This is a genomic window from Pseudomonas lutea, assembly GCF_000759445.1.
Lineage (GTDB): Bacteria > Pseudomonadota > Gammaproteobacteria > Pseudomonadales > Pseudomonadaceae > Aquipseudomonas > Aquipseudomonas lutea.
Genome location: NZ_JRMB01000001.1, coordinates 871,892 through 897,400 on the forward strand (window position 1 = coordinate 871,892; position 25,509 = coordinate 897,400).

Here is a 25,509-nt window from a genome sequence, read left to right on the forward strand (position 1 = left end):
AGCGGATCATACCCAGCTGCGCGCGCAAATAAAAATGCCGCCCCGGAGGGCGGCATTTTCAGTGGCAGGACGCTTAACGGTAGCGTTCGAGCCAGTGCGCGTACGGTGCTGGCAGGGTCCAGGACGCTTTGTCGACGCCCAGTTCCTTGGCGGCGAAATACGCCCAGTGCGGATCAGCCAGGTGCGCACGGCCGATCGACACCAGGTCCAGCTGACCATTCTGCACGGCCGCCTGGGCCAGTTTCGGATCGCCAAAGCCCCACGCCGAGGTCACCGGGATATCGGCCTCGCGGCGCACGCGCTCAGCGATCGGGCCCATGAACGCCGGGCCCCACGGAATGTTGGTCTCCGGGATGGTAAAGCCGACGCTGACGCTCAGCAGGTCCAGGCCGCCGGCCTTGAAGCGCCGCGCCAGTTCGATGGATTCGGTGAGGGTCTGCTCGTCACGACCGTCGTACTCGATCACACCGAAGCGTGCGGTCAGTGGCAGGTTTTCCGGCCAGACTTCGCGCACGGCGGCAAGGGTTTCCAGCAGGAAGCGGCTGCGGTTGTCGAAGCTGCCGCCGTAGGCGTCAGTACGCTGGTTGGAATGTTCGGAGAAGAAACTCTGGCCCAGGTAACCGTGGGCGAAATGCAGCTCGATCCATTCGAAGCCAGCTTCGCGTGCGCGCCGTGCGGCATCGACAAAGTCCTGCTTGACCCGGGCGATGTCGTGCAGCGTCATTTCCTGCGGGACTTTCGGCAGGTTTGCACCAAAAGCGATGGGCGAGGGCGCGATGGTCTGCCAGCCGCGGGTATCGTCGGCTGCCATGTGGTCGTCACCTTCCCAGGGACGGTTGGCGCTGGCCTTGCGGCCGGCGTGGGCAATCTGAATGCCCGGGATCGAGCCCGCTGCCTTGATCGCCTGCACCGCAGGGATGAACGCCTGGGCGTGCTCGTCGCTCCAGATACCGGCGCAGCCCGGGGTGATCCGGCCTTCAGGGGAGACCGCAGTCGCCTCGACGACCACCAGACCCGCGCCGCCGCGTGCCATGCTCGCCAGGTGCACGTGGTGCCAATCGTTAATGACGCCGTTGTCTGCGACGTACTGGCACATTGGAGGAATGGCGATGCGGTTACGCAGGGTCACGTCCTTCAGCGTGAAGGGTTCGAACAGTGCAGACATGGAAATACTCCTGATGATTGAATTCGCTTGTTCGATAGTATTCGAAATATGGCGCAGGAGGAAACCCCCCGCTATGATGTGCGCATGCGCGCCTTCAAACACCCGTCACCTACCGAACTCACACTTGAGCGTTTGCTTTACGCCTTAAGTGACCCTGTGCGCCTCGACATCGTTCGCTGTCTTTCGTCTGTCGCCGAAGCCACCTGTGGCGAACTCGACGGCGGGCGACCCAAGTCCAGCATGTCTCATCACTTTCGGGTGCTGCGCGACGCGGGCCTGGTGCACACGCGAAATATTGGCACCACGCACATGAACTCTTTGCGGTCGGACGAGCTGGAAGTGCGCTTCCCAGGTTTGTTGCGCTGCATCCTGGCTCAGCACTGACGTTGCGGTAACGTTGCGGTAACGATGCACTGGCGCTGAAACGAAAATGGCCCGATCACTCGATCGGGCCATTTTTTTTCGTGCCGGTTGTTAACCTCGGCTCAAGTCCTTTCCGGCATGCACATACCCTTTTCTCGGCAAATAAGCGACAGCTTCGCGTTTCAAGGAGTTTTATACAGCGCGCCGATAAAATAGTGGCAAAATGCCTGACTTCGAAATTGCCCGGTAATCAGATCAAGCGAATTGCATCCTCCCTCAAGCTAATTCTCGGGGCCGCGTTGCAGCTTCCCGCACACTGTTCTTAGCTACTCCCTGCCACCTATCGTATTAATTCGCGCCGAGAAACCTTGATGAACAGCCTTACCGCCGATGACCGCACCCAGGTCACTCGGGAAGCCACCGCCGAATACTGGAAACACATCATCCCCATCGTGCAGATCGCCTTTGCGATCCACGTATTGCTGCTGGGGCTGTTCCTGATCGTCGGGCTGCGGGTGATGTGGATCACCAACGCCGTCAGCGTCCTGGCCTACATCGCCTGCCTGCTGGCCATCAAGCACCGTTTGTACCGCTGCGCCGGCATGCTGATCAGCATCGAGATCATTGCCCACGCCGCCATCGCCACCTGGCGGCTCGGCTGGGACAGCAACTTCCATCTGTATGTGTTCTGTATCGTGCCGATCATTGCGTTCGGGTTTCATTCCTCACCGGTGCGTCGGGGATGCCTGAGCGCCGCCGTGCTCCTCGTCACCGTCGGTGGCTACCTGATGCGCAACAAAGTGCCGGTGACCAGCATCAGCGAAGACGCGCAAGACCTGTTCGGCGCCATCAACGCGCTGACCGCGACCGCGCTGCTGCTGCATGCGACCGCGCTCTCGGTACGTTTCAACCTGTCGATGCACATGAATCTTTACCATTCCGCCCACCGCGACAGCCTGACCAACCTCTACACCCGACGCCGGGTGCTGCAGCGCTTTCGTCAGCTGGGCGCAAGCCGGCGCGAGGTTCCCACCGCGCTGGTGTTGATCGACATCGACCACTTCAAGCAGATCAACGATCAGCACGGCCACGATTTGGGCGACGTGGTGTTGCAGCAGGTGGCCGACATCATCGCCAGTTGCGTGCGCACCACGGACATCGCGGCGCGCTGGGGCGGGGAAGAGTTTCTGGTGCTGATGCCGGACACCCCTCTGGAAGATGCGCGGCTGATTGCCGAACGCATCCTCACGCAGTTGCGCGAGCAGGGCGGTGCGATCCGCCAGGTCACCCTGACCCTGACCGCGACACTGGCCGTGGCGACAGTGGAGGAGGGAGAAGCCTTCCGGGACGCGCTGAACCGTGCGGATCAGCGCTTGTACGAGGGCAAGCAGGAAGGGCGTAACCGCGTGATGCTGGCGCAGTAGCCGTCAGGCGGGCAGGTTCATCATTTCCCGTACGCGCGCCGTCAGCGTTTCGATGGCGAACGGTTTGGTCAGCACCTGCATGCCGGGCTCCAACTGGCCTGCACCGACGGCCGCGCTTTCAGCGTAGCCGGTGATGAACAGGGTTCTCAGCCCGGGCCGGATTTCCCGGGCAGCGTCCGCCATCTGACGGCCGTTCATGCCTCCGGGCAAGCCGACATCGGTGACCAGCATGTCAATGCGCATGTCCGAGCGCAGCAGATTCAGCCCGCCCACGCTGTCAGCCGCTTCGATCAGCGTGTAACCCAGATCGGCCAATACCTCGGTCACCAGCATGCGCACCGTGGGCTCATCATCGACCACCAGAATGGTCTCACCGACACCGGTGCCCTCGTTGGTCGACTGTGACGCATCGCCGTCGCTTGCGCTCGCCGCGCCGTGATAGCGAGGGAGGTAAATGCACAGCGTCGTGCCCTGGCCGACCACCGAGGTAATACGCACCTGGCCACCTGACTGCTTGGCGAAACCGTAAATCATCGACAAGCCCAGGCCGGTGCCCTGGCCGATGGGTTTGGTGGTGAAGAATGGATCGAACGCCTTGGCCACGACGTCCTCGGGCATGCCGGTCCCGGTGTCGGTGACGCTCAGGGTCAGGTAGTCACCCTCGGGGATATCCAGCGCAGCGGCTTCGGCGTCAATGACCCGGTGATGACTGGTTTCGATGGTGATCAGCCCGCCGTCGCGCATGGCATCGCGCGAATTGATGCATAAATTGAGCAGCGCATTCTCCAGCTGGCTCGCGTCGACCTGGGCAACGCAGCCGTCGGCCGCCCCCAGTGTTTGCACCTGGATGCTCGGCCCCACGGTGCGCTGGATCAGTTCTGTCATGCCGGCGACCAATGCATTGACGTCGGTGGGACGGGGATCAAGGGTTTGTCTGCGGGAAAATGCCAGCAAACGGTGGGTCAGGGCGGCGGCGCGTCGGGTTGCGCCTTGCGCGGTGGTCAGGTAGCGGTCGACATCCGCCAGGCGGCCCTGGGCCATGCGCGCACCCAGCAGTTCCAGCGATCCCGAGATGCCGGCCAGCAGATTATTGAAATCATGGGCGAGCCCGCCGGTCAGTTGCCCGACGGCCTCCATCTTCTGCGACTGGCGCAGCTTTTCTTCAGACTGCATAAGGGCGGTGGTGCGTTCGGCCACGCGTTGCTCCAGTGTTTCGTTGAGCGCTCGCAGCGCGGCAGTCGCCAGGTCGCGCTGCGCCTCCACGGATCGCCGTTCCTGGACATCGATCAGCACGCCGGGGAACCTCAGTGGAACGCCTTCTTCACTGAGTTCGACGCGGCCGTTTGCCTCGATCCAGTAGTACTTGCCGTCGGCCCGGCGCACCCGATACTGGTGCGCATAGGCCCCGCCGCGGGCGATGACCTCTTCAATCGCGGCCATCAGCCCGACTTTGTCTTCGGGGTGCACCGTGACGATGACCTGGTCAAGGGTCAGCCCTTCGTGGCCCAGGGCAGGGTCCAGTCCGAAAGCGCGAGCGAACGCCTCGTCCACCGTGAAGCTGTCGCTGCTCAAGTCCCAGTGCCAGGTGCCAAAGATTGCCCCGGCTTCCAGCGCCAGCTGCACGCGTTCCACGTTGGCCCGGGCGATGGCTTCGCTCTGGCGCAGGCGCTCTTCGGCGTCGCGTCTTCCGGTCACGTCGTTGAAGATGATCGCGATCTGGCGCTCGTCCGGGTCGCCCACCGGAACGGCGCGCACGTCGAACCAGCGCTCGAACGCTTTGGCGTAACTCTCGAAATTGGTCGGCACACGGGTCTTGGCCACGCGTCCATAGGTGTCGAACCAGAACTGCTCCAGATCGGGGGCAAACTCCGTTACCCACTTGCCGCGCAGGTTGACCCCGGCCTCGCGTTCGAAGGCGGGATTGGCTTCGACAAAGCGGTAATCGACCGGTTTGTCGTCGGCATCGAATTTGACCTGGACGATCGCAAACGCGGCCTCGACCGTTTCGAGAATGGTCCTGAATCGCTCCTCACTCTGGCGTAACGCCGCCTGCGTGTCGCGAATCGCCGAGAGGTCGAGCATGGCGCCGATCATCCGCTCGGCGTTGCCATCAGCGTCCCGGCTGACGTGCCCCCGGTCCAGGACCTGGGCGAACGAGCCGTCCGCGCGACGGAACCGGTACTCCTCGTTCCAGCCGGTGTCCGCACCGTCGATGACGTTGTGGATGGAGACGGAGACGCGGTCACGGTCCTCCGGGTGAATCTGGGCAAGCCACCATTCCCCGGTTTTACCAATAGTCGCTAGAGAGTGCCCGTACACCCGCTCCAGCGCGTCGTTCCACAACACGTGATCCGCTCTGAGGTCCCAGTCCCAAATGGCGTCATTGGTGGCTTTGACAGCGAGGCGATAGCGTAACTGGGCGTCATCGTGGGTGAGGTCTGCGAGTGAAGGCACGCTGTCCTCGGACGAGTGTTGCGCAGCGGCGGCGATGTTCTGACTTTCGCACGTGGCGGACGCGCCGAGGAACGCCGTTTCACGTGCTTGCAATGCCAACCGCAGCCGCTGCACTTCAGCCTCAAGCTCTTCCCGGGTCAGATGCTTCAAGATTTCACCTGCGAAATAACGTCGTGACCTGAGGCCGTATTGACCCGTGGCGTGCTGGTTTTCGGTCGCCGGCGTCAGGAGGATGCGGCGCACAGCGTTTTACGCCGGGTACTGGCAGAACGCAATACGGGTTTAGAAGAGGACTGGGCCGTACAGATAAAGTTTCGGTCAAGCAGGCCGGACGGGGGGAAAGACAGGAGGCAGGATGCGCTGTGGGACGGGCTTCGTGACGGGGCGTGATTGGATCGAACTCCCTCTAAACGGCCACGGTCAGAGGAAGACGGGTGCACCGTTAATCAAAACGCCGCCCGCTGCACATTTTTGCCAAAGGACCTGATCATGCTCGCAAAAAAATACCTCCCTCATTTGATGTTCACCGCCCTTTGCGCCGTGGGCAGTTTTGCCCACGCTGCCGAAGAGCCCAGTGTGAAACTGGATCGCCCGGGGTACGGCGTCAAGGAACTCAAGGAAGGCGACAACGCGCCTGATCAGTATCAACGGCCGGATCTGGCACTCAAGGATTGGCGCGCCCGTCACCTGAGCGAGCCGGGCGACGACAAACAGTGGGTTGAGATCCATGATCAGTACGCTTTGATCGACATCCCGACCGGCACCATCAGGAAAATGGTCCCTAAAGCCAAAGCCCATAAATAAAAGCGGGTTGCCTCAGGCACTCGTTGAGCGCGCCGGCCGAGCACCGGGGCGGTGATCAGCCGGTCACGGCTGTCGGGCTGACCGGCCCACTGCTCAAAACGTGGCCAGATCCGCTTGGGCAATCACTGCATCACGACTTTCATCTCGTAACGACCCTCGGCCTTTGCGGTACGAATGATGGTGAGGGTGCCGCTGCCGAACTCAAGCTTGGCTGGGGCGCCTTTCATGATCGATTCTTCAGCACTGTGCGGCATCGACAAGCCCAGTACTCGCACGGCCAGTCGCTTGGAGGCTCTCACCAACTCCCGCTTGGCAAGGTCGTCATCCGCTTTGGAGATGCCGCCAAGTGTCAGTGTGACTCGGGTGGGAATGTCATCCGCCCCCTCTGCGGCATACCCGATCTGACTGCCGGCGGGCACGTCGGCTGAAACCGGTCGAGTGCCGCTTGAACAGCCCTGACTGCCCGTGTCGTCCTGGCGCCAGTCCCCGGCACGCAGTTGCGTATCAGCCAGCAGCCGGCAGATCTGAACGGGGGATTTGACGCGCAGTTCCGCCGCGCAGTTGAGAGACAACAACAGCGCAACGGCGCCGCAAATGGGACGAAGTATCAAGGCAGCCTTCCTGGTCAATAGACGGTTTGGCAGAGGGAGTGACGGTGTCTGGCTGCGCTGCGCACAAGACCTGTCACTGCATTCCTGTCTGCCGATCAGCTCGCGCCCCGGTTTCCGTGTTCCCGCTCGACTGGCAACGCCATAAATCCATGTTTTTGTGCCGATCATGCGGAAACTTCACCGAGGCGGTAAGGCTTTTAGCACGGATTTCGACACCTCGCCTCAGCGCAAATGTATCCGCTGCAAAAAAGTTCCCCGACCCTGGTTTTTTAATGACGAAATGTTCGTTTCCTGCCGCTTTTACCTTAAACAGTCGTCGCGCGAGGAAATACCCATTATCGCAACGCTCCCGCGTGCAAAGGCCCGCGAGGACAGGCTTGGTTGATGCTGAAGCCGATCCGACGAAAGCCCGCTCCACGTCTCTAACAATCATGAACTCTGTCGGTCCAAGCTGTTCGCCGAACCGGTTACGGCAACAGGTTCACAGGTCGTCAGTATTTTTCCAGGCAGGAGCAGCGCATGAGCACCATCCCCACTTTTGATATCCGTACCTATGGCGCCAAGGGCGACGCTGTCACGGACGACACCGTGGCCATCCAGAAGGCCATCGGCGCCGCCAGCGCTGCGGGTGGGGGCAAGGTGTATATCCCGGCCGGAACCTGGCGGGTGTCGGACGCCGATGGTTCGGGCAACGCGCTGTCGTTGAAGAGCAATGTGACCCTGACGGGCGACGGCGCAGCGAACAGTGTGCTCACACTTGGCGAAGGTCCGGGGGCCTCCACGACAGCCCTTTTGGGTGTGCTGGCGGGCAGCACGGTGCGGGACGCTGCCGTCAGCAACCTGTCGCTGGAAGGCAATGCCTCCGGTTCGAGCGGCGAGGTCAGCGGTTGGTCACAGTCGGGTGGCAGCGTTTCTCATCTGTTGATCGACGGCGTGACCGCGACCCACTTCAGCGGCAGCGGTTTCGACCTGAGCGGCGCGGCCACCGGGCTGGTGGTGCGCAACAGCACGGCAACCGACAATGGCTCGGATGGCTTTGTGCTGGGTGGCGCGTTGTCGGCCTTGACCTTTCAGGACAACCGCGCGGTGGACAACGGCGGCCACGGCATCAACGTCGGGCTCGGCGGCATGCCGATGTCATTGACCGATAACCTGGTGTCCGGCAACGCTGGCGACGGTATCTATGTTCATGAACAAAGCGGCGTGGACACCGGCTTTTTCACCGTTATCGGCGGCGACGTACACGGCAATGGCGGGGATGGCGTGCACATGCGCGGTATCGAGTACGGCGGCGTTTACCGCCTCGATATCCACGACAACGGCGGCTCGGGGGTAAACCTGCAAGGCACGACCCACATCGAGGTCTCCGATAACGTCATCCATACCAACGCGCAGAGCAGCGACGTTCCGGAAGTGGCGATCCGCACCCTGGGCGGCGAACCCGGTTCGCAAAACTTCGTGTACGACAACCTGATCACCGGCGGTGACGGTTCGACGTGGGGCGTGGCCGAGGTGCCGTCGGAAGTCGCAGGCGTGGAAGGCAGCGTGATCTTTGGCAACGTGATCAACGGCACGCCCGCCGGCGACATCAGTGCGGCTGGCAGCGAGAGTCAGGTGTACAACAACAGCGATGTGCTGATCGTGCGCGGCAGTGCCGCCGCCGACACGCTGTTTGGCAGCCGCTCGGATGAACTGATCAGCGGCGGCGCCGGCCGTGACCGCATCGATGGTGGCGCAGGCAACGACGTGATTAACGGCGGAGCAGGGGCCGACCGGCTTAGCGGCGGCACGGGCAGCGATGTGTTCCGTTTCACCTCCGTGACCGACAGCTATCGCACGGCAACCACCTCCTACAGTGACCGTATCACTGATTTCAACGACGCCACTGACCGTCTCGACCTCACTCTGCTCGGGCTGTCCGGTCTGGGCAATGGCCATAATGGCACCCTTAAGGCGACGTATAACGCCGCGAGCGACACCACCTACCTGTCGAGTCTGGACGCTGATGCCAGTGGCAATCGCTTTCAATTGGCACTCGACGGCAATCACCTGAGCACCCTGGGTGCCGACAACTTTTTCTCGGCCATCACGGGCACCGCCAGCGACGACAAGCTGCTGGGCACCCTGGCCGATGACGTGTTGATGGGCGGTGCAGGGCGCGACACGCTGTCCGGTGACGGCGGCGCGGACCGGCTGCTGGGCGGCAGCGGCGGCGATACGCTGATCGGCGGGGCTGGCGCCGACACCTTTGTCTACACCAGCGTCAGCGACAGCCTGCGCAACGACGCCAGCGGCAGCTACGCGCAACGCGACCTGATCATGGATTTCAACAGCAACGGCCATGACCGTCTGGACCTGACCGCGCTGAACTTCAAGGGCCTGGGCAACGGCTATGACGGCACGCTCAAGGTGGTGCTGAACCTGGCGGGCGATCAAACGGCGCTCAAGTCGCTGGAGCCGGACGCCGACGGCAACCGCTTCGAAATCCTGCTCAACGGCAATCACCTGTATGACTTGACCGCGACCAACGTGCTGTTCGCCAACCCCGACGATGCACGCACCGATTCGTCGCAGCCGCTGACATCGGTGAACGCAACCGGCACCGCAGGCGTCGATACGCTGTATGGCAACTGGGGCAACGACTCGCTGTACGGCCTGGCCGGGAACGATGTGCTGGGCGGCGGTGTCGGTGATGACCTGCTGGTGGGCGGCGGCGGCAGTGACCGTCTGACCGGCGGCTCGGGTGCAGACACTTTCCGTTTCGATCAGATCAGCGACAGCTACGTCGGTGCCGCAGATCTGATCACTGACTTCACTACCGGTCACGACACACTGGACGTCTCGGCCCTCGGCTTCACCGGGCTGGGCGACGGTCACGACGGCACCTTGAAAGTCAGCTACAACGCCGGCAGCGACCGCACTTACGTGCGCAGCGACGATGCCGACAGCGCCGGGCACAAGTTCCAGGTCACCCTGGCCGGCGATTACAGCCACACCTTGAATGCCGATGCGTTCGTGTTCAGCGCTGGCGCAGGCGCAGGTGAAATCACGGTGGTGGGTGTGGCCACAGCGACGGACCCTGCGGTCATCACCCACGCCTGATCTCAAGCTCCAAGCCGGCCCCGCATCGATAGCGCTCCCAACGCGCACGCTATTCAGTGGGACCGGCTTCAGCCGGGAAGGGGCCGGTGTGATCACCTCAATCGCTCGGTGTGTCTTATGACGCCTTCCCGGCTAAAGCCAGTCCCACATTGACGGCGCTCTCAAAGCGAACGCTAGCCAGGGGGGCCGGCTTCGGCCGGGAAGGGGCCGGTGTGATCTCCTCAATCGCTCGGTGTGTCTCATGACGCTTTCCCAGCTAAAGCCAGTCCCACATTGACGGCGCTCTCAAGGCGAACGCTACCCAGTGGGACCGGCTTCAGCCGGGAAGAGGCCGGTGTGACCATTTCCATTGCTCGGGGTGTCGCAAGACCCTTTCCCGGCTGAATCCATTCCTGCCAGTCGCCACGACCCTCGCCAACCCGTCTTCAATCTGTCACACCCCCGCCGTTCAAATGCCATATTGACTCCGTAATGTCCTCGCCAATGAGATCGATCTCAAGCGAGTGAACATGAGTGACCTGAAAGAAGTCGCGCGGGTGGCCGGTGTATCAAGAGCCACCGCCGCGCGCTGTTTTTCCTCCCCTGAAGTGGTACGTCCCGGCACCCGCGACCAGGTATTTGCTGCTGCCCGGGAGCTCGGTTTCCGCCCCAACCTGCTGGGCCGCCAGCTGCGACTGCAAACCACGCAGTTGATTGGCGTGGTCGTGCCCAGCCTTCTTAACCCTGTGTTCGCCGAACAGCTTCAGGCCATGGAGCGCGCCGCACGGTTACGCGGTTACAGCCTGCTGCTGGCCACCACCGATTACAGCGCCGAGCGCGAAAGCGCCGTGGTGGAGGAGTTGCTGCGTCAGCGCGTAGACGGCCTCGTCCTCACCGTGACCGACGCCCAGAGCAATCGCGTGCTGCAAGACCTCGGCACGGAAGACACCCCATTCGTGCTCGCCTATCACCAGCCCGACAGCACCGAGTACAGCGCGGTGTCGGTGGACAATCGCGCCGGCATGGCACTCGCCACGCGCTACCTGCTCGATGCCGGGCACCGCCGCATCGGCATGGTCGCCGGCCCGACCTTGCAGTCCGACCGGGCGCGCCAGCGCTACGCCGGTTATTGCGATGCCATGGGCGAACAACAACTGCCCGCCATGCCGATTATCGAAATGCCCAGCCACACCCAGGCTGAATTCTCGGCACTCGCGCCGTGGTTGAACGGTGTAGATGCGCCCAGCGCCCTGGTGTGTTCCAACGACTTGCTCGCCATCAGCCTGATCGCCGAACTGCGCCGCCACGGCTGGCCTGTGCCACAGCGGCTGTCGATCATCGGCTTCGACGGCATCGCCATCGGCGCGCAGATGCACCCGGCGCTGTGCAGCGTGGTCCAGCCGATTGCCGCGCTGGCGACCACGGTCATCGATCAACTGCTGGCTCAGATTGCCGGCGGCGCCCCGACATCCCACTGCCTGCCGTGCCACATCCGGCCGGGCGAAAGTACTCAGCCCTACAATCAGCCCTACGAGGAGACGCTCCATGATCCGCTTTAGTAAAACCCTGGCGGCACTGCTGCTGTGCGGCGTTGCCAGCCTCGCCCAGGCCGCCGACCGCGCGATCTGCTACAACTGCCCGCCGGAATGGGCGGACTGGGGCACCCAGCTCAAGGCCATCGCCGACCAAACCGGCGTGCAGGTGCCGCTGGACAACAAGAACTCCGGTCAGGCGCTGGCGCAACTGGTGGCCGAGAAAGCCGCGCCGGTGGCCGACGTGGTGTATTACGGCGTGACGTTCGGGCTGCAGGCGCAGAAAGCCGGCGTGGTCGGCACCTACAAACCCAAAGGCTGGGAACAGATTCCGGCAGGGCTCAAGGACCCGGACGGTCACTGGTTCGCCATTCATTCCGGAACCCTGGGCATCATGGTCAACGTCGATGCCCTGGGCGGGTTGCCGGTTCCGCAGAGCTGGGCGGACCTGCTCAAGCCGGAATACAAAGGCATGGTCGGCTACCTCGATCCCTCCAGCGCCTTCGTCGGCTACGTCTCGGCCGTGGCGATCAATCAGGCCATGGGCGGCACGCTGGATAACTTCGCACCGGCCATCGACTACTTCCAGAAGCTGGCGAAAAATGCGCCCATCGTGCCCAAGCAAACCGCTTACGCCCGAGTACTGTCCGGCGAGCTGCCGATTCTGGTGGACTACGACTTCAACGCCTACCGCGCCCGCTACAAGGACAAGGCCAACGTCGCGTTCGTCATCCCGAAAGAGGGCAGCATCAGCGTCCCTTACGTGATGAGCCTGGTCGCCAACGCGCCGCATCCGGCCAACGCCGAGAAAGTCCTGGATTTCGTGCTTTCCGAGCAGGGCCAGGCGCTGTGGGCCAAGGCGTATCTGCGTCCGGTACGCGCCATGCAGATGCCCGCCGATGTGGCTGCGCAGTTTTTGCCGGACAGCGATTACGCCCGGGCTGGCGTGGTGGATTATCAGCACATGGCCGATGTGCAGGAAGCCTTTGCCGCGCGTTACCTGAGCGAGGTCAAGTAAGTGAGCACCCGTGTATGGCCAGCCCGTGGGCTGGAAGGAAGTAGAGCGCCGCGCTGGCGGTTGCGCCCGACCGCGGCATGGGCCCTGGCACCCGCAGCGGCGGTGCTGGCCGCGTTTTGGTTGCTGCCGCTGGCGCACTTGATCGTGCTCGGCGGGCAGGCACGCGATGCCGCCGGCAGCGGCTATTGGCAGGTACTGGGCAGTGCTCAGTACCTGGGCAGCCTGGCGCAAACCTGTCTGCTCGCCGCCGTCGTGACAATGGCTGCCTTGCTGGTGGGTGGCATCACCGGCGTGTTCCTGGCGCGCCAGCGTTTTTTCGGTCGCTCGACGCTGGTGGCACTGCTGACCTTCCCGCTGGCATTCCCCGGCGTGGTTGTCGGATTTCTGGTGATTCTGCTGGCCGGGCGCCAAGGCCTGTCCGCCATGCTCGGCCTCAAACTGGCGGGGGAACGCTGGGTGTTTGCTTACTCGCTGGCGGGGCTGTTTCTGGGCTATCTGTATTTCTCGATTCCGCGGGTCATTCTGACCGTGATGGCGGCGTGCGAAAGCCTCGACCGAAGCCTTGAAGAAGCCGCTCAATCTTTGGGTGCGAGCCCATGGCGAGTGGTAAACGACGTGATCATTCCCGGGCTCGCGCCAGCGCTGGTGTCTTGCGGCGCGATTTGCTTCGCCACGTCCATGGGCGCCTTCGGCACCGCATTCACCCTCGGCACGCAGCTGAACGTCACGCCGGTGGCGATCTATAACGTGTTCACCAACTACGCCAATTTCACCGTCGCTGCTGCGTTGTCAGTGGTGCTCGGTGCGCTGACGTGGGCCGTGCTGCTGCTCGCACGGCGCATGGTCAGACAGTCGGGGACGGTCCTGTGAAGCGTCCCTGGTTGTTCGGCGCGCAATTGATGTTCACGCTGCTGGTCTGCGCGTTCATGCTGGTGCCGGTGGTGATGTCACTGCTCGCCGGGTTGACCCGCAATTACTTTCAAGGCCTGTCCAGCGGACTGACCTTCGACTGGATCGTGCAGGTGTGGGAGGCGTATGCGCCGACCGTGTGGCTGTCTCTGCAACTGGCCGCGGCCTGCGCCGTGTGCGTCTGCGTGATCGGCGTGCCTGCGGCCTATGCGTTGGTGCGAATGAACAACCGCTTCAGCCGTGCCTTCGAAGAGTTGATGGTCTTGCCGGTGGCCATGCCGGGCCTGGCCAGTGCGCTGGCCCTGTTGCTGACCTACGGCCAGTTCGGCAGCTTTCGCAGCAGCTGGCTGTTCATTCTGGTGGGCCACGCGCTGTTCACGCTGCCGTTTCTGGTGCGGCCGGTGATGGCAGTGATGCAGCGCCAGCACCTTCCCGTGCTGGAAGAAGCCGCCGCCAGCCTCGGCGCCGGCCCCCTGCGACGGTTTTTCGGCATCGTGGTGCCCAACTGTCGGGCCGGCATTCTTGCCGGTGTACTGATGGTGGTGACGCTCTCGCTGGGCGAATTCAACCTGACCTGGATGCTGCACACGCCAATGACCAAAACCCTGCCGGTGGGCCTGGCCGACAGTTACGCCTCGGCACGGCTGGAAGTCGCCAGCGCCTACACCCTCATATTTCTGTTGATGATCGTGCCGCTGCTGGTGGCGTTGCAGGCCATCAGCGCACGCCTGTCCCGTGGAGCACAAAGATGACTGGAACCACGCTGCGCCTGATCGGTTGCCGCAAGGCTTTTGCCGATGGCACCGTCGCTGTTCACGACCTCAATCTGACCATTGAAGCGGGGGAGACCCTGGCCATCCTCGGCCCGTCCGGCTGCGGCAAAACCACCACGCTGCGGATGATTGCCGGGCTGGAGCAGCCCGACGTCGGTCAGGTGTGGTTCGGCGATCAGGACGTCACCCGTCTGCCCATCGAGCGCCGCGATGTCGGCATGGTGTTCCAGAACTACGCGCTGTTCCCCAACCTCAGTGTGGAGGGCAACGTCGTTTACGGCTTGAAAGTGCGAGGCATGCCGGTGGCCGAGCGCTCCCGGCGTTGCGCCGAGCTGCTGGAACTGGTCGGCCTGCAGGAACACGCCAAACGCGGCATCCATGAACTCTCGGGTGGGCAGCGGCAGCGAGTGGCCCTGGCCCGTGCCCTTGCGCCAAGGCCCAAGGTCTTGCTGCTCGACGAACCTCTGGCAGCGCTGGATGCGCAGTTGCGCGAGCGCCTGCGCAGTGAGTTGGATCAACTGCTGCGCGGGCTGGGCATCACCTCGGTGTTCGTTACCCACGATCAGGGCGAAGCCATGGCCCTGGGCGACCGGATTCTGGTGATGCAGGAGGGGCGCATCGCCCAGCTCGGCACTCCGCGCGAGATTTATCAGCGGCCCGCCAACGCGTTTGTGGCGGGCTTCGTCGGCAATCTGAATGCGTTTACGGTGTCTGGCCGAACGGCCGGCGGGCTGACTGTCAACGGGGGCGAGCTGCCGTGGTCGCAGGTCGATGAGCCGGCGACGGTGTACTGCCGGCCCGAACATCTGCGGGTGGTGAGCGGCGCGGGGCATGTGCGCGGGCGTCTGTTGGGGCAGTTCTTTCAGGGCGCGCAAAGTCGACTGTTGATTGAGGTCGGCGCCACGCAACCGCTGCTGGTGGACAGCCCCGACAGCACCGTCCACACCCCGGGCGATTTGATTGCCCTGTCCGTTGCGCCACAGGCGCTGTTTACCCTGCATCCCTAAGTATTGCCGAGCGAGTTCATGTCGAGTCTTCCGTTTCTCATTGCGCAGATCAGCGATCTGCACCTCAAAGCCGGCAACAAGCTGACCTACGGCGTGGTTGACACCCTCGGTGCGCTGCGCCGCGCGGTCGATCATTTGAACGCCAGCCAGCTGCGCCCGGATATCGTGGTCATCAGCGGTGACCTGGTGGACTTCGGCCGGCCGGACGAGTACGCGGTTTTGCATCCAGAACTGGCGCGCTTGAGCATGCCGTACTACCTGGTGCCCGGAAACCACGACGTGCGCGAGCACCTGCTGGCCGAGTTCGCCGATCACGTGTATTTGCCGCTCTGCCCTGAAGCGCCACTGGACTGGGTGGTGGAAGAGCACCCGCTACGCCTGATCGGTCTGGATACGACGATCCCGGGGGCTCATGGCGGCCGGGTGCTGGACAGCCAGATGGTCTGGCTGGACGACGTGCTGGGCCGCCGGCCCGAGGTGCCGACGCTGGTGGTCATGCACCATCCGCCGTTCGTGACCGGGATCGGTCACATGGACCGCGAAGCCTTTATCAACGGCGCAGCCCTGGAACAGGTCATCAGGCGCCATCCGCAAGTGGAGCGTCTGCTCTGCGGGCATCTGCATCGACCCATGCAGCAACGTTTCGGCGGGAGCATCAGTTGCACCTGCCCAGGCACCTCGCACCAGATCGTGCTCGATCTGCGCCCAGACGCACCCGCGCATTTCAATCTTGAACCGCCTGGGTATTTGCTGCATCGCTGGGAGCCCGGCCAGGGGCTGGTGAGCCATAACGGCGTGTTCGGCGATTACCCGGGGCCGTATCCGTTTTATGACGCCCAGGGGTTGATCGATTAGAGCCCGTGCGGCGGGTGCTAGACCGGCGTTTAACTGCGTTTCGCCGTGGCGCAACGATAGGCAACGGAAAATTGCAGGAGCGCGCCTGCCCGCGAAGGCGTCGATGCTGGCGATAGATCCGTCAAATTCGACGGCCGTTCGCGGGCAAGCGCGCTCATCAACCATCGCTACGCCGCAGAGGCATCGGACGTTGATAACTGTGGGAGTGAGCTTGCTCGCGAAGGCGTCGATGCTGGCGATAGATCCGTCAAATTCGACGGCCAGTTCGCGGCCAAGCGGGCGCTCATCAACCGTCTCTACACCGCAGAGGCACAGGCCGATGATGACTGTAGGAGCGCGCTTGCCCGCGAAGGCGCCGGTGCTGGCGATAAAAATCCGTCAAATTCGCCGGCCAGTTCGGGGGCAAGCGCGCTCCTACAAGCCGGGAGCAGCCGCAAATCCGGCGGTGACCCCTGGGGTTTGTTTAAGACGCACGCCCTGGCGGGCAACGCGAGGTTGCATGAAGGCCAATCTATAATCGGTCTATAGTCGCTCTATAATTCGCTATAAATCACAATCTCGCTCTGCCTATAATCGGTCTATAGTCGCTCTATAATCCGCTATAAAGCCGTGTCGAGGTTTACTCATGAACGAAGTCGTCTACCACCGCCCCGAGTTGGCTGCCCGACTCGCCAAACTGATCATGCAGGTCGCTGTGGGCAGTTCGGCCAGCTCCGGCGTCTTCCTGGCAGCGCCACGGCGCACGGGCAAGTCCACATTTGCGCGTGAAGACCTGCGTCCGGCACTGGAGAAAGCAGGGGCGATCGTGCTGTACGCCGACCTCTGGCAAGACCTGACCAAAGACCCGGGCCTTGTCATCGTCGAAGCCATCCGCGAAGCGGTGGGACGCAACGATGGTTTCATTACGCGGCTGGCCAAGGCGTCGGGAATAGAGAAAGTTGCCGTGGGCGGCCTCAATTTCAGCCTGGATAAAATCGGTCTGGGCAAAGACATCGACCTCACCACCGCGCTGGTGGCCCTCTCCGACGAATCGCAGAAGCTTATCGTGCTGATGATCGACGAAGCGCAGCATGCGATCACCACCGAGGCAGGCGTGGCGGCGCTGTTCGCGCTCAAGGCGGCGAGGGACGAGCTCAACAGCTCACGGCACCATGGCCTTCGTGTCGTCTGCACCGGCTCGAACCGGGACAAGATGGCCATGCTGCGCAACAGCAAGGACCAGGCGTTCTTTGGTGCTTCAATGGTGCCGTTCCCGACCCTGGATCGAAACTACATCGACTGGCTGTGCGAGCATATTGATCTGCCATCCCCGCTGGATCCGGCTGAGGTGTTCGAGCTGTTCAAAGAGAGCGGCTACCGCCCCGAAATGCTCGGTGCCGCGGCTGATGCCATCCGCTTTGACTTCTTTATCGACCCTGAAAACGTCCGTGAGCGGTTCGCCGAGCTGGTTCGCGCCCAGGCGGATGAACTCAATGCGAATCTGAAGAAGGTGCTCCACAGCCTCACGCCGATCCAGTCTGCCGTGATCCGCGTCATGGGCAGCATGGGCGACAGCTACGCCCCGTTCGAGGCACCGACCATGGACTTGTACGCCGCAGCAATGAAGCAGGCAGGCATTGCGCAAACTGCCATCAAAGTGGAGGTGCCAGGCGTGCAACAGGCGCTGATCGCCCTGCAGGAAAAGAATCTGGTGTGGAAGGCGTCTCGGGGGGTTTATGCGGTGGACGAGCACGTGATCGTCGATTTGCTGCGTGCCGACGGGCTGCTTGAGGGCTTGTAACCTCGCAGCAGCCCGGATCCTTATCGCTTCAGGGCCTTGGCCTCTGCGACCAGGCATTCAAGGGCGAACTGCTCTGTGTAGGTCATCTGGATGGGCGTGGTTTCTCCCTTGACGGTCCGTTCGCCATCCAGAATGTAGCGGATGCGCTTGTCCGTCACACCGATCCGCTTGGCGATCCACGACGGTGTTTGTCCTATCTGCGAAATCAGCTTGTCGGCATATTCGGTCGAAGGGTTATAGCGTTCTGCGTTGGGTGTCATGTGACGTCCGGAGAAGGGTTAGGCGCGTTGCACCTGAGAGGGATGCCCCACAGTGTGCCAACAACTGGACGGTGTCGCGACCCTCTAGACCGCTGGTAACGCGCCGGCAGTCGGCAAAGCCCCGTATCCATTGCCTTTCGCGAAGATTATCGCCTCAGGTTCGCGCGCCATCGGCCGATAAAACTCAGGTCACCGTGGACGCTTTCACAACTAGAACACCACGCGTCGTCATCCATTCTGCCCACAACTCTTACAACCTATGCGGAAGGTCTCATGAACATCAAACAGAAGCTGACGTGGGGGTTCGCGGCCATCGCGTGCGTTCCGGTGCTGGTGGTAGCGGGGCTGGTGGTGTTTAACGCGCGCGATGCTGCAGAAGCCAACTTCGTTGACAGCAGCGGTCGTGAAATCCGCCAGATCAATAACGGCATGACGCAGTTCTTCGACGCCATCAGTCAGAACGTCGACTACCTGGCCCGTGATCCTCGAATCGTCGCAGTCAAGGACCTGAAAAATTACACCAGCGCCGACGCCGCGAAGACTCCCCTGACCGACAGTAACGTCCGCATGCTCGAGATTTTCGACGGTTTCGCCAAAACCCACCCGACCACCGCGTACCTGTCGGTCGGCCTGAGCGACGGCGGCTATGCGAGCTGGCCGGATGACCCGAAAATCAGCAACTACGATCCGCGTCAGCGTCCCTGGTACAAAGCCGCCATTGCCGCACCGGGCACTACCGTACGCACCGGCGCTTATTACTGGGCGCCGGATGACGTGTCGTTGATCGGCACCGTGCATACCGTTGCCGATGCCAGTGGCGCCGTGGTCGGAGTGGTGGGCCTGGACGTATCGCTCAAGCAGCTCACCGAGCTGGTAAAGAACATCAAGCTGGGCCACAGCGGTTACCTGATGCTGGTGGAGGCCAATGGCAACGTGCTGGTTGACCCCAGCGATGCCAAACACAACTTCAAGCCGCTGGCCGATTTAGGTACTAATTACGCCGCACTCGCCAAGGGCGGGGATGGCTCGACGCAGATCGAGATCGACGGCAAGGTCTACATGGCCAATGTCATCACCTCCAAAGGGCTGGGCTGGCGCTTCATCGGCCTGATCGAGCGTGACGAAGTGATGGCGCAGGCGTCCAGCCTGACGTGGCTGATCGCTGGAATCGCCGCTGTGCTGGCGATCATTTTTGCCATCGTCGGCGCCACTTTTGCCGGCGTCATTGTCCGGCCTATCAGCGGCGTGGCCGATGGCTTGCAGGAAATCGCCGAAGGCGAGGGCGACCTGACGCGCCAGCTCAAGGTGCGTGGCAACGATGAAACCGCGACCCTGGCCGGCTGGTTCAACCAGTTCCTGGGCATGATCGCGCAATTGATGCAGCGCATCGGCGGGGCGTCTTCGGATTTGCAGCGTGCAGCCGCAGACACCAGTGAAGTGGCGCGCAACATGGACGAGGCCGCCGGGCGTCAGCGCGAGGCGGTCGAACTGGTCAGTACCGCGTTCAACGAGATGGTCGCCACGGCCAACGAAGTGGCGCGCTCGTGCAGCAACGCGGCGTCCAGTGCCGATGCGGGTTATCGCGACGTGCATGCCGGTCAGCAACACATCAGCGAGGCCAACGGCAGCGTGCTGAAACTGAGCAAGGAGCTGCAACAGTCAACCGAAACCATGCAGTTGCTTGAGCAGGACAGCAAGAACATCAACGGCATTCTGGACACCATCCGCTCGATCGCCGAGCAGACCAACCTGCTGGCGCTAAACGCCGCGATCGAAGCGGCCCGCGCCGGGGATCAGGGTCGGGGCTTTGCGGTGGTGGCCGACGAGGTTCGCGCGCTGGCACGCCGCACTGCCGACTCCACCGGGGAAATCGACAGCCTGCTGGGTAACCTGGCCAGGCGCACGCAAGAAGTGACAGTGCAGATGCGCGGCAGTCTTGAGGTGTCCCACAGCAGTGTTGAGTGCATCCAGCAGGCGCGCGACAGCTTCGACAAGATTCGCTCGTCGGTGGATTCGATTCGCGATCAGAACACCCAGATCGCGACGGCCGCTGAAGAGCAGCATCAAGTGGCCGAAGAGATCAACCGCCACATCTCGCAGATCCACACCGACGCCCAGCTGGTCGAAGAATTCGCCCACACCGCGCAGGCAGGCTCGGGTCGCCTGACCGACATCTCCGGTCAGCTCAACGGCCTGGTGGGACGCTTCAAGTTCTGACAGCGGACACGATGCCGGCCAGGGATGGCCGCCACGTACATTAGATCCAGACTGCCCCTTAATGCGCCTACCTCAAACTGCAGGCCCGCCGCTCAACCTGCGGCTTCCCCCGAACTGTAGGAGCGCGCTTGCCCGCGAATTGGTCGGCGAATTTGACGCATCCCTATCGTCCCCGCCGACGCTTTCGCGGGCAAGCGCGCTCCTACAATGACGGGTGGCAACCCGCGATGTGGGGCATGCCTAAAACGGTGGCACCCATCAATGTATGGGTATCCCAGACCGTGGCACCCATCGATGTATGGATACATCAAACTGTGGCAACCCCACCAATGCGCGGCGAACATCAAACGGTACGCCCGCCGCTCAACTTGCGGCCTACACCAAACGGTGGGCGACCGCTCAATCTACGGCCTGCACCAAACTGTAGGAGCGCGCTTGCCCGCGAATTGGTCGGCGAATTTGACGCATCCCTATCGTCCCCGCCGACGCTTTCGCGGGCAAGCGCGCTCCTACAATGACGGGTGGCGACCCACCGATGTGTGGCATGCATAAAACGGTGGCACCCATTGATGTATGGGTATCCCAGACCGTGGCACCCATCGATGTATGGATACATCAAACTGTGGCAACCCCACCAATGCGCGGCGAACATCAAACGGCACGCCCGCCGCTTAACCTGCGGCTTACACCGACCTGTAGGAGCCGGCTTGCTGGCGAAGGCGTTGGGTCAGTCAACAGGTCCGGTGCTGATCCACCGGGTTCGCCAGCAAGCCGGCTCCCGCAGCCTCTCGCGTTCCTCCACGGCCATACGAATTACTGGGCGGTTGACGACCCCCCCCCTCAGCGCTGACCGCCCGCTGGTTACTCCACCGCCACCCAATGATCCGTCGCCACCGCCGCAAAACGTTGCGCCGGGGCGATGAGGCCTGCCTGTTTGATCGGGTCAGGGCGTTCCAGCTCTTTCAGCAGGCTTTTGAAATCGCGACGGCGGCCGACTTCGGGGACGGGCACCGCGGCGAGCAGGCGTTGGGTGTAAGGGTGCTGCGGGTTGTGCAGCACCTGATCGCGGGCACCGATTTCGACGATGCGCCCGCCGTACATTACCGCCACCCGATGGCAGATGCGCTCGACCACCGCCATGTCATGGGAAATGAACAGATAGCTCAAGCCATGCTCGCCGCGCAGCCGCTCCAGCAGTTCCAGCACTTGCGCTTGAACCGACACGTCCAGCGCCGAGACCGATTCGTCGGCGATGATCACTTTGGGGTTCAGCGCCAATGCCCGGGCGATGCAGATGCGTTGCCGTTGTCCACCGGAGAACTGATGCGGATAGCGTTCCAGGGTATCCCGCGGCAGATCGACTTGCTGCAGAAGCTCCGCTACGCGTTCGCGTCGCTGCGGTTCAGGCATTTTGTCGTGAATCAGCAAGGGCTCGCCGACCAGATCGAACACCGTTTTGCGCGGATTGAGCGCGGCGTAGGGGTCTTGAAACACCATTTGCACGTCCCGGCGCACCCGCTGCAAGGCATCGCCCTGCAGACCGTTGAGCTCCTGGCCGAGCAATTTCACGCTGCCCTGATAGTCCAGCATGTTCATCAACGCCTTGCCGGTGGTGGATTTACCGCAGCCGCTTTCACCCACCAGCCCCAGGGTTTCGCCCTGACGCAGCTCGAAACTCACGCCCTCGACCGCATGCACCGTGCGCGGTGCCTCGAACCAGCCGTGGCGCAACGCAAAGCGCACGCACAGGTCCTGCACCGCCAACACCACCGGCTGCCCGGTCAAGACTTCGGGCGGCGGCGCGCTGCCCAAAACCGGCACAGCAGCCAGCAGTTTGCGGGTGTAGGGCGCTTGTGCAGCGGTAAAGACCTGATGCAGAGAGCCACGCTCCTCCATGCGACCCTGATTCATCACCACCACCTCGTCAGCCATCTCAGCCACGACGCCCATGTCGTGAGTGATAAGCAACAAGCTGGTGGAAAACTCCTGCTGCAATTCCCGCATCAGCTCAAGGATTTGCGCCTGAATGGTCACGTCCAGCGCGGTGGTCGGTTCATCAGCGATGAGGATTTCCGGCTGGCACAGCATCGCCATCGCGATCATCACCCGCTGACGCATGCCGCCCGACAGTTCGTGCGGGTACTGGGTCAGGCGCTTGTCCACTTGCGGCATCCGCACCGCATCAAGCATCGCCCGGCAGCGCTGGCGGATCTCGTCCCGGCTCAATGCCTCATGCCGGCGCAACGTCTCCGCCAATTGCTGGCCGACGGTCAGCAGCGGGTTCAGCGAGGTCATCGGCTCCTGGAAAATCATGCCGATGCGCTTGCCGCGCAGCTGTTGCTTCTCGCGCTCCGGCAGGCCCAGCAAATCGCGGTTGTCGAACAGGATCGCGCCGCTGGGGACACTGGCCGCCTTGGGCAGCAGGCCCATGATCGCCAGCGACGACAGCGATTTGCCGCTGCCCGACTCACCGGCGATGCACAGGGTGCGGCGCGGATACAAGGCGAAACTCAGCTCCTCGACCACCCGCCGGCGCGAGGCACCGCCGCCGACATCGATGCTCAGCCGCTCCACGGACAGACTGGGCTGGTCGTTGGGTTTCACTGGAACACCACCTTCGGAAAGTAGAACGACACCACCCAGTTGGGCAGGTCGACGATTTCGCTGATGCGCAGATCGCCGCACACCGAGCACAACATGTACGCCTGTTCGGCCGGCATGTGATGCTCGCGGCACAGCCAGTCGATGGTGTTGGCCACCGCCTGGCGGGCGGCCTGCATCAAATCCGGACCGATGCCGGTGAAGGCCTCGTAACCGGCACTGTCGAGGTGGCGCGTCACCGGGCCCGGGGTGCTGAAACGCGGCGTGGCCAGCGGCGTCTGCTTGATCAGATCGAGCTTGACGACCACGTCCATGGCGCTCTCGATGGCCGTACCGCAGACCTCGCCGTCGCCTTGGGCGGCGTGGGTGTCGCCAATCGAAAACAACGCACCGGCAACCTCCACCGGCAGGTACAAAATGCTGCCGGCCGCCAGATCGCGGATGTCCAGATTGCCGCCCACCCGACGCGGCGGCACGATCGAATGCAGGCCCGCTTCGGCCGGGGCAACGCCGACGGTGCCGGCGAACGGTTTGAGTGGCACCTTGGCAAAGTCACCAAACGCAGCAGGCGCCAGGCTCTGCGTGTCGTAGTGCCACAACGCCAGAGCCGGCGCCTGAAACTGATCGGCGAGCAGGCCGAAACCGGGAATGTTCGCGGTCCAGCCGAAACCGCCCGGCTTGAAACTGTCGAGCGTGATTTTCAACACGTCGCCGGGTTCTGCGCCCTCGACATAAATAGGGCCCGTCACCGGGTTGATCTGGTCGAAGGGCATGACGCTGACGTCGGCCACTTGAGAGTGGGCGGTGAAATAACCATTGGACGAGTCGCGGCAGTTCATCTGCAGCGTGGTGCCGGGCGCCACGCGCTCGACAGGGGTGAAGCTGTGGTCCCAACCGAAATGGCTGTTGACGCTGTGAATGGTCTTGACCAGGCAGTTCTGGCACATGAGTAAGGTCCTCGGTGCAAAAAGGCGATGGGTGAGGGGAGCAGTGGCCCATTCTCCAGCGTTGCCGGGAGCGGGCCACGGGCAATCACTTCACCCAGATATAGTCATAGTTGACCGGCACATGAACCGGATCGACGTACAGTGCGTCGTCGCCACCCATGCGCTTGGAGCGCACGGTGAAGCGCTGTTCGTTAAAGACCGGCACCCACGGTGCGTCGGCCATGGCGTCAGTGAAAATCTTCTTCCACGCCTCGGTGCGCTCGGCCTGCTGCTCCGGCCGCGCCATGGCGTCGGCTTTGGCGGCACGCTCATCCAGCGCCTTGTTGCAGTACAACGACCAGTTCCAGCCGCCTTCCACTGCGCCCGTGCAACCGAGAATCGGGCCGTAGAAGTTCGACGGGTCCGGGAAGTCAGCGATCCAGGCCATGCCGCCGGACCACACCATCGGCGCCTGATCCTTCGAGCTGCCGGCCGCGATCACGTTGGCTTGCGCGAGGGATTTGATCTGCACGCGGATGCCGACTTTGGCCAGGTCCTGCTGGATCGACTGGGCAATGCGCGGTTGTGGGTCGGTGTTCATCACATACAGCTCGGTGTCGAAACCCTTGGCCAGCCCGGCGTCGGCGAGCAGCTTCTTCGCCCCTTCGACGTCGTAGGGCAGGCCTTTGTACTGGGTGTCATAACCGGGCATGGCCGGTGGCAACGGCTGGTTCGCCGGCACCGCGCGGCCGTTGATGATGCGCACGATGCGTTCCTTGCTGATGGCCATGTTGATGGCCTGGCGCACCTTGAGGTTGTCGAACGGCGGCAGGGTGGTTTTCAGCGTCACGTAGCCGGTCTGCAACTGGTTGCCGGTGACCAGCAGCGGTTTGGACGCCGGGTCGTTCTTGAATTGCAGGAATTGCGCAGGCGGCACGCCGTCGCCGGCGATATCCACCTCGCCCTTGTTCAGGCGCAGCAGCGCGACGGTTGGGTCCTGGCCGATCTCGAAGGTGATCTTGTCGACGTAGGGCAAGCCTTTCTGGAAGTAATCGGGGTTCTTCACCAGCTCAAGCTTCTGCCCCAGTTTCCAGTCGGCCAGCCTGAACGCACCGCTGCCGACCGGGTGCTTGCCGAAGTCCGCACCCCATTGCTCCACGGCTTCCTTGGGCACCACCGAGGCAAAGTTGATGGCCATGATGTGCAGGAAGGTGGCGTTTGGCGCGCTGAGCGTGATGGTCAGGTGCTGATCGTCGACCACCTTGACGCCGTCAAGACTGGTGCTCTTGCCGGCGGTCATGTCTTCGTAGCCGACGATGGAGCTGAAGAAGCCTGCGCCCGGGCTCTGGGTTTTCGGGTTGACCGTGCGCTCCAGTGAATACTTGACGTCGCTGGCCACCAGCTCGCGGCCATTCTGGAACTTCACGCCCTTGACCAGAGTGAAGCTGTAGACCAGACCGTCAGGCGAAATGCTGTAGTCCTCGGCCAGGCTTTTCACCAGCTCGGTGGTGCCGGGCTTGTAGTCCATCAGGCGCACGAACAGGCTTTTGATCATCGACCAGTTCTGCCAGTCGTAGCCAATCGCCGGGTCCAGCGTCGCCACATCGTTCTGGTAAGTCACCACCACATTGCCGCCGCTTTTCGGCGTATCGGCCCACAGTGGCGTGGTAAACAGCGTGGCCGCCACGGCCAGGGTCAGCGCGTTGATCTTCATTGTTGTGCCCCGTTG

General features: G+C 62.8%; 19 protein-coding genes and 1 pseudogene. 13 read left to right on the forward strand and 7 right to left on the reverse strand.

The window, feature by feature from the left end:
• Positions 1 to 73: 73 nt before the first annotated feature.
• A complete protein-coding gene (locus LT42_RS03610; protein ID WP_037010023.1) occupies positions 74 to 1,165 on the reverse strand; it encodes an NADH:flavin oxidoreductase/NADH oxidase in 1,092 nt (363 codons plus the stop codon).
• Positions 1,166 to 1,249: 84 nt separating this feature from the next.
• Between LT42_RS03610 and LT42_RS03615 the strand changes: the two genes are divergently transcribed.
• Together LT42_RS03615 and LT42_RS03620 are read left to right on the forward strand one after the other, a co-directional pair.
• On the forward strand, positions 1,250 to 1,549 hold the full coding sequence (locus LT42_RS03615; protein WP_037012886.1) for an ArsR/SmtB family transcription factor: 300 nt from the start codon (positions 1,250 to 1,252) through the stop codon (positions 1,547 to 1,549).
• A 350-nt stretch (positions 1,550 to 1,899) separates the two neighbouring features.
• Positions 1,900 to 2,952, forward strand: coding sequence for a GGDEF domain-containing protein (locus LT42_RS03620; protein ID WP_037010024.1), 1,053 nt, complete (start codon positions 1,900 to 1,902; stop codon positions 2,950 to 2,952).
• A gap of 3 nt (positions 2,953 to 2,955) precedes the next feature.
• On the opposite strand, the gene LT42_RS03625 is transcribed toward LT42_RS03620, so the two are convergent.
• A complete protein-coding gene (locus tag LT42_RS03625) occupies positions 2,956 to 5,406 on the reverse strand; it encodes a PAS domain-containing protein (protein WP_420806890.1) in 2,451 nt (816 codons plus the stop codon).
• 489 nt (positions 5,407 to 5,895) lie between these two features.
• On the opposite strand from LT42_RS03625, the gene LT42_RS03630 reads away from it, so the two are divergent.
• Positions 5,896 to 6,210 carry an RcnB family protein gene (locus tag LT42_RS03630; protein ID WP_052075043.1) on the forward strand — a complete coding sequence of 105 codons (315 nt, stop codon included), beginning with the start codon at positions 5,896 to 5,898 and terminating at the stop codon, positions 6,208 to 6,210.
• A gap of 122 nt (positions 6,211 to 6,332) precedes the next feature.
• Here the strand turns inward: LT42_RS03630 and LT42_RS03635 are convergent, their stop codons facing one another.
• The gene (locus LT42_RS03635; RefSeq protein ID WP_037010025.1) at positions 6,333 to 6,821 is read right to left on the reverse strand and encodes a hypothetical protein; all 489 of its coding nucleotides are present in this window, start codon (positions 6,819 to 6,821) and stop codon (positions 6,333 to 6,335) included.
• A gap of 519 nt (positions 6,822 to 7,340) precedes the next feature.
• Between LT42_RS03635 and LT42_RS03640 the strand changes: the two genes are divergently transcribed.
• The 8 genes from LT42_RS03640 (at position 7,341) to LT42_RS03675 (ending at position 17,776) form a co-directional block, all read left to right on the forward strand.
• Complete coding sequence (locus tag LT42_RS03640; RefSeq protein WP_052075045.1) at positions 7,341 to 9,923, forward strand: M10 family metallopeptidase C-terminal domain-containing protein; 2,583 nt, start codon at positions 7,341 to 7,343, stop codon at positions 9,921 to 9,923.
• A gap of 509 nt (positions 9,924 to 10,432) precedes the next feature.
• Positions 10,433 to 11,461 (forward strand): LacI family DNA-binding transcriptional regulator, encoded by a 1,029-nt coding sequence (locus LT42_RS03645; protein WP_037010026.1) that lies wholly within the window; start codon positions 10,433 to 10,435, stop codon positions 11,459 to 11,461.
• On the forward strand, positions 11,448 to 12,452 hold the full coding sequence (locus LT42_RS03650; RefSeq protein ID WP_037010028.1) for an ABC transporter substrate-binding protein: 1,005 nt from the start codon (positions 11,448 to 11,450) through the stop codon (positions 12,450 to 12,452). Before LT42_RS03645 ends, LT42_RS03650 begins: the two co-directional genes overlap by 14 nt.
• A gap of 30 nt (positions 12,453 to 12,482) precedes the next feature.
• A complete protein-coding gene (locus LT42_RS03655) occupies positions 12,483 to 13,322 on the forward strand; it encodes an ABC transporter permease (RefSeq protein WP_052075246.1) in 840 nt (279 codons plus the stop codon).
• On the forward strand, positions 13,319 to 14,113 hold the full coding sequence (locus LT42_RS03660) for an ABC transporter permease (RefSeq protein ID WP_037010032.1): 795 nt from the start codon (positions 13,319 to 13,321) through the stop codon (positions 14,111 to 14,113). The genes LT42_RS03655 and LT42_RS03660 overlap by 4 nt, the downstream gene beginning before the upstream one ends.
• On the forward strand, positions 14,110 to 15,141 hold the full coding sequence (locus LT42_RS03665) for an ABC transporter ATP-binding protein (protein ID WP_037010034.1): 1,032 nt from the start codon (positions 14,110 to 14,112) through the stop codon (positions 15,139 to 15,141). Before LT42_RS03660 ends, LT42_RS03665 begins: the two co-directional genes overlap by 4 nt.
• A gap of 18 nt (positions 15,142 to 15,159) precedes the next feature.
• Positions 15,160 to 15,996: a phosphodiesterase gene (locus tag LT42_RS03670; RefSeq protein WP_037012898.1), complete on the forward strand. Its 837-nt coding sequence runs from the start codon at positions 15,160 to 15,162 to the stop codon at positions 15,994 to 15,996.
• A gap of 625 nt (positions 15,997 to 16,621) precedes the next feature.
• Complete coding sequence (locus LT42_RS03675; protein WP_037010036.1) at positions 16,622 to 17,776, forward strand: P-loop NTPase family protein; 1,155 nt, start codon at positions 16,622 to 16,624, stop codon at positions 17,774 to 17,776.
• A 20-nt stretch (positions 17,777 to 17,796) separates the two neighbouring features.
• Here the strand turns inward: LT42_RS03675 and LT42_RS03680 are convergent, their stop codons facing one another.
• Positions 17,797 to 18,036, reverse strand: a complete 240-nt coding sequence (locus LT42_RS03680; RefSeq protein ID WP_037010037.1) for a hypothetical protein — start codon at positions 18,034 to 18,036, stop codon at positions 17,797 to 17,799.
• Positions 18,037 to 18,309: 273 nt separating this feature from the next.
• On the opposite strand from LT42_RS03680, the pseudogene LT42_RS26450 reads away from it, so the two are divergent.
• Positions 18,310 to 19,392 (forward strand): annotated as a pseudogene (locus LT42_RS26450) (cache domain-containing protein); the annotation flags it as partial.
• A gap of 93 nt (positions 19,393 to 19,485) precedes the next feature.
• Entirely contained in the window at positions 19,486 to 20,253 is a 768-nt protein-coding gene (locus LT42_RS26455) for a methyl-accepting chemotaxis protein (protein WP_420806891.1), read from the forward strand.
• An 861-nt stretch (positions 20,254 to 21,114) separates the two neighbouring features.
• Here LT42_RS26455 and LT42_RS03690 read toward each other — a convergent pair.
• From LT42_RS03690 to LT42_RS03700, 3 genes are all read right to left on the reverse strand, one after another.
• Positions 21,115 to 22,857: an ABC transporter ATP-binding protein gene (locus tag LT42_RS03690; protein ID WP_037010041.1), complete on the reverse strand. Its 1,743-nt coding sequence runs from the start codon at positions 22,855 to 22,857 to the stop codon at positions 21,115 to 21,117.
• Complete coding sequence (locus LT42_RS03695; RefSeq protein WP_037010042.1) at positions 22,854 to 23,801, reverse strand: acetamidase/formamidase family protein; 948 nt, start codon at positions 23,799 to 23,801, stop codon at positions 22,854 to 22,856. The genes LT42_RS03690 and LT42_RS03695 overlap by 4 nt, the downstream gene beginning before the upstream one ends.
• A gap of 85 nt (positions 23,802 to 23,886) precedes the next feature.
• The gene (locus tag LT42_RS03700; RefSeq protein WP_037010044.1) at positions 23,887 to 25,494 is read right to left on the reverse strand and encodes an ABC transporter substrate-binding protein; all 1,608 of its coding nucleotides are present in this window, start codon (positions 25,492 to 25,494) and stop codon (positions 23,887 to 23,889) included.
• Positions 25,495 to 25,509 lie beyond the last annotated feature (15 nt).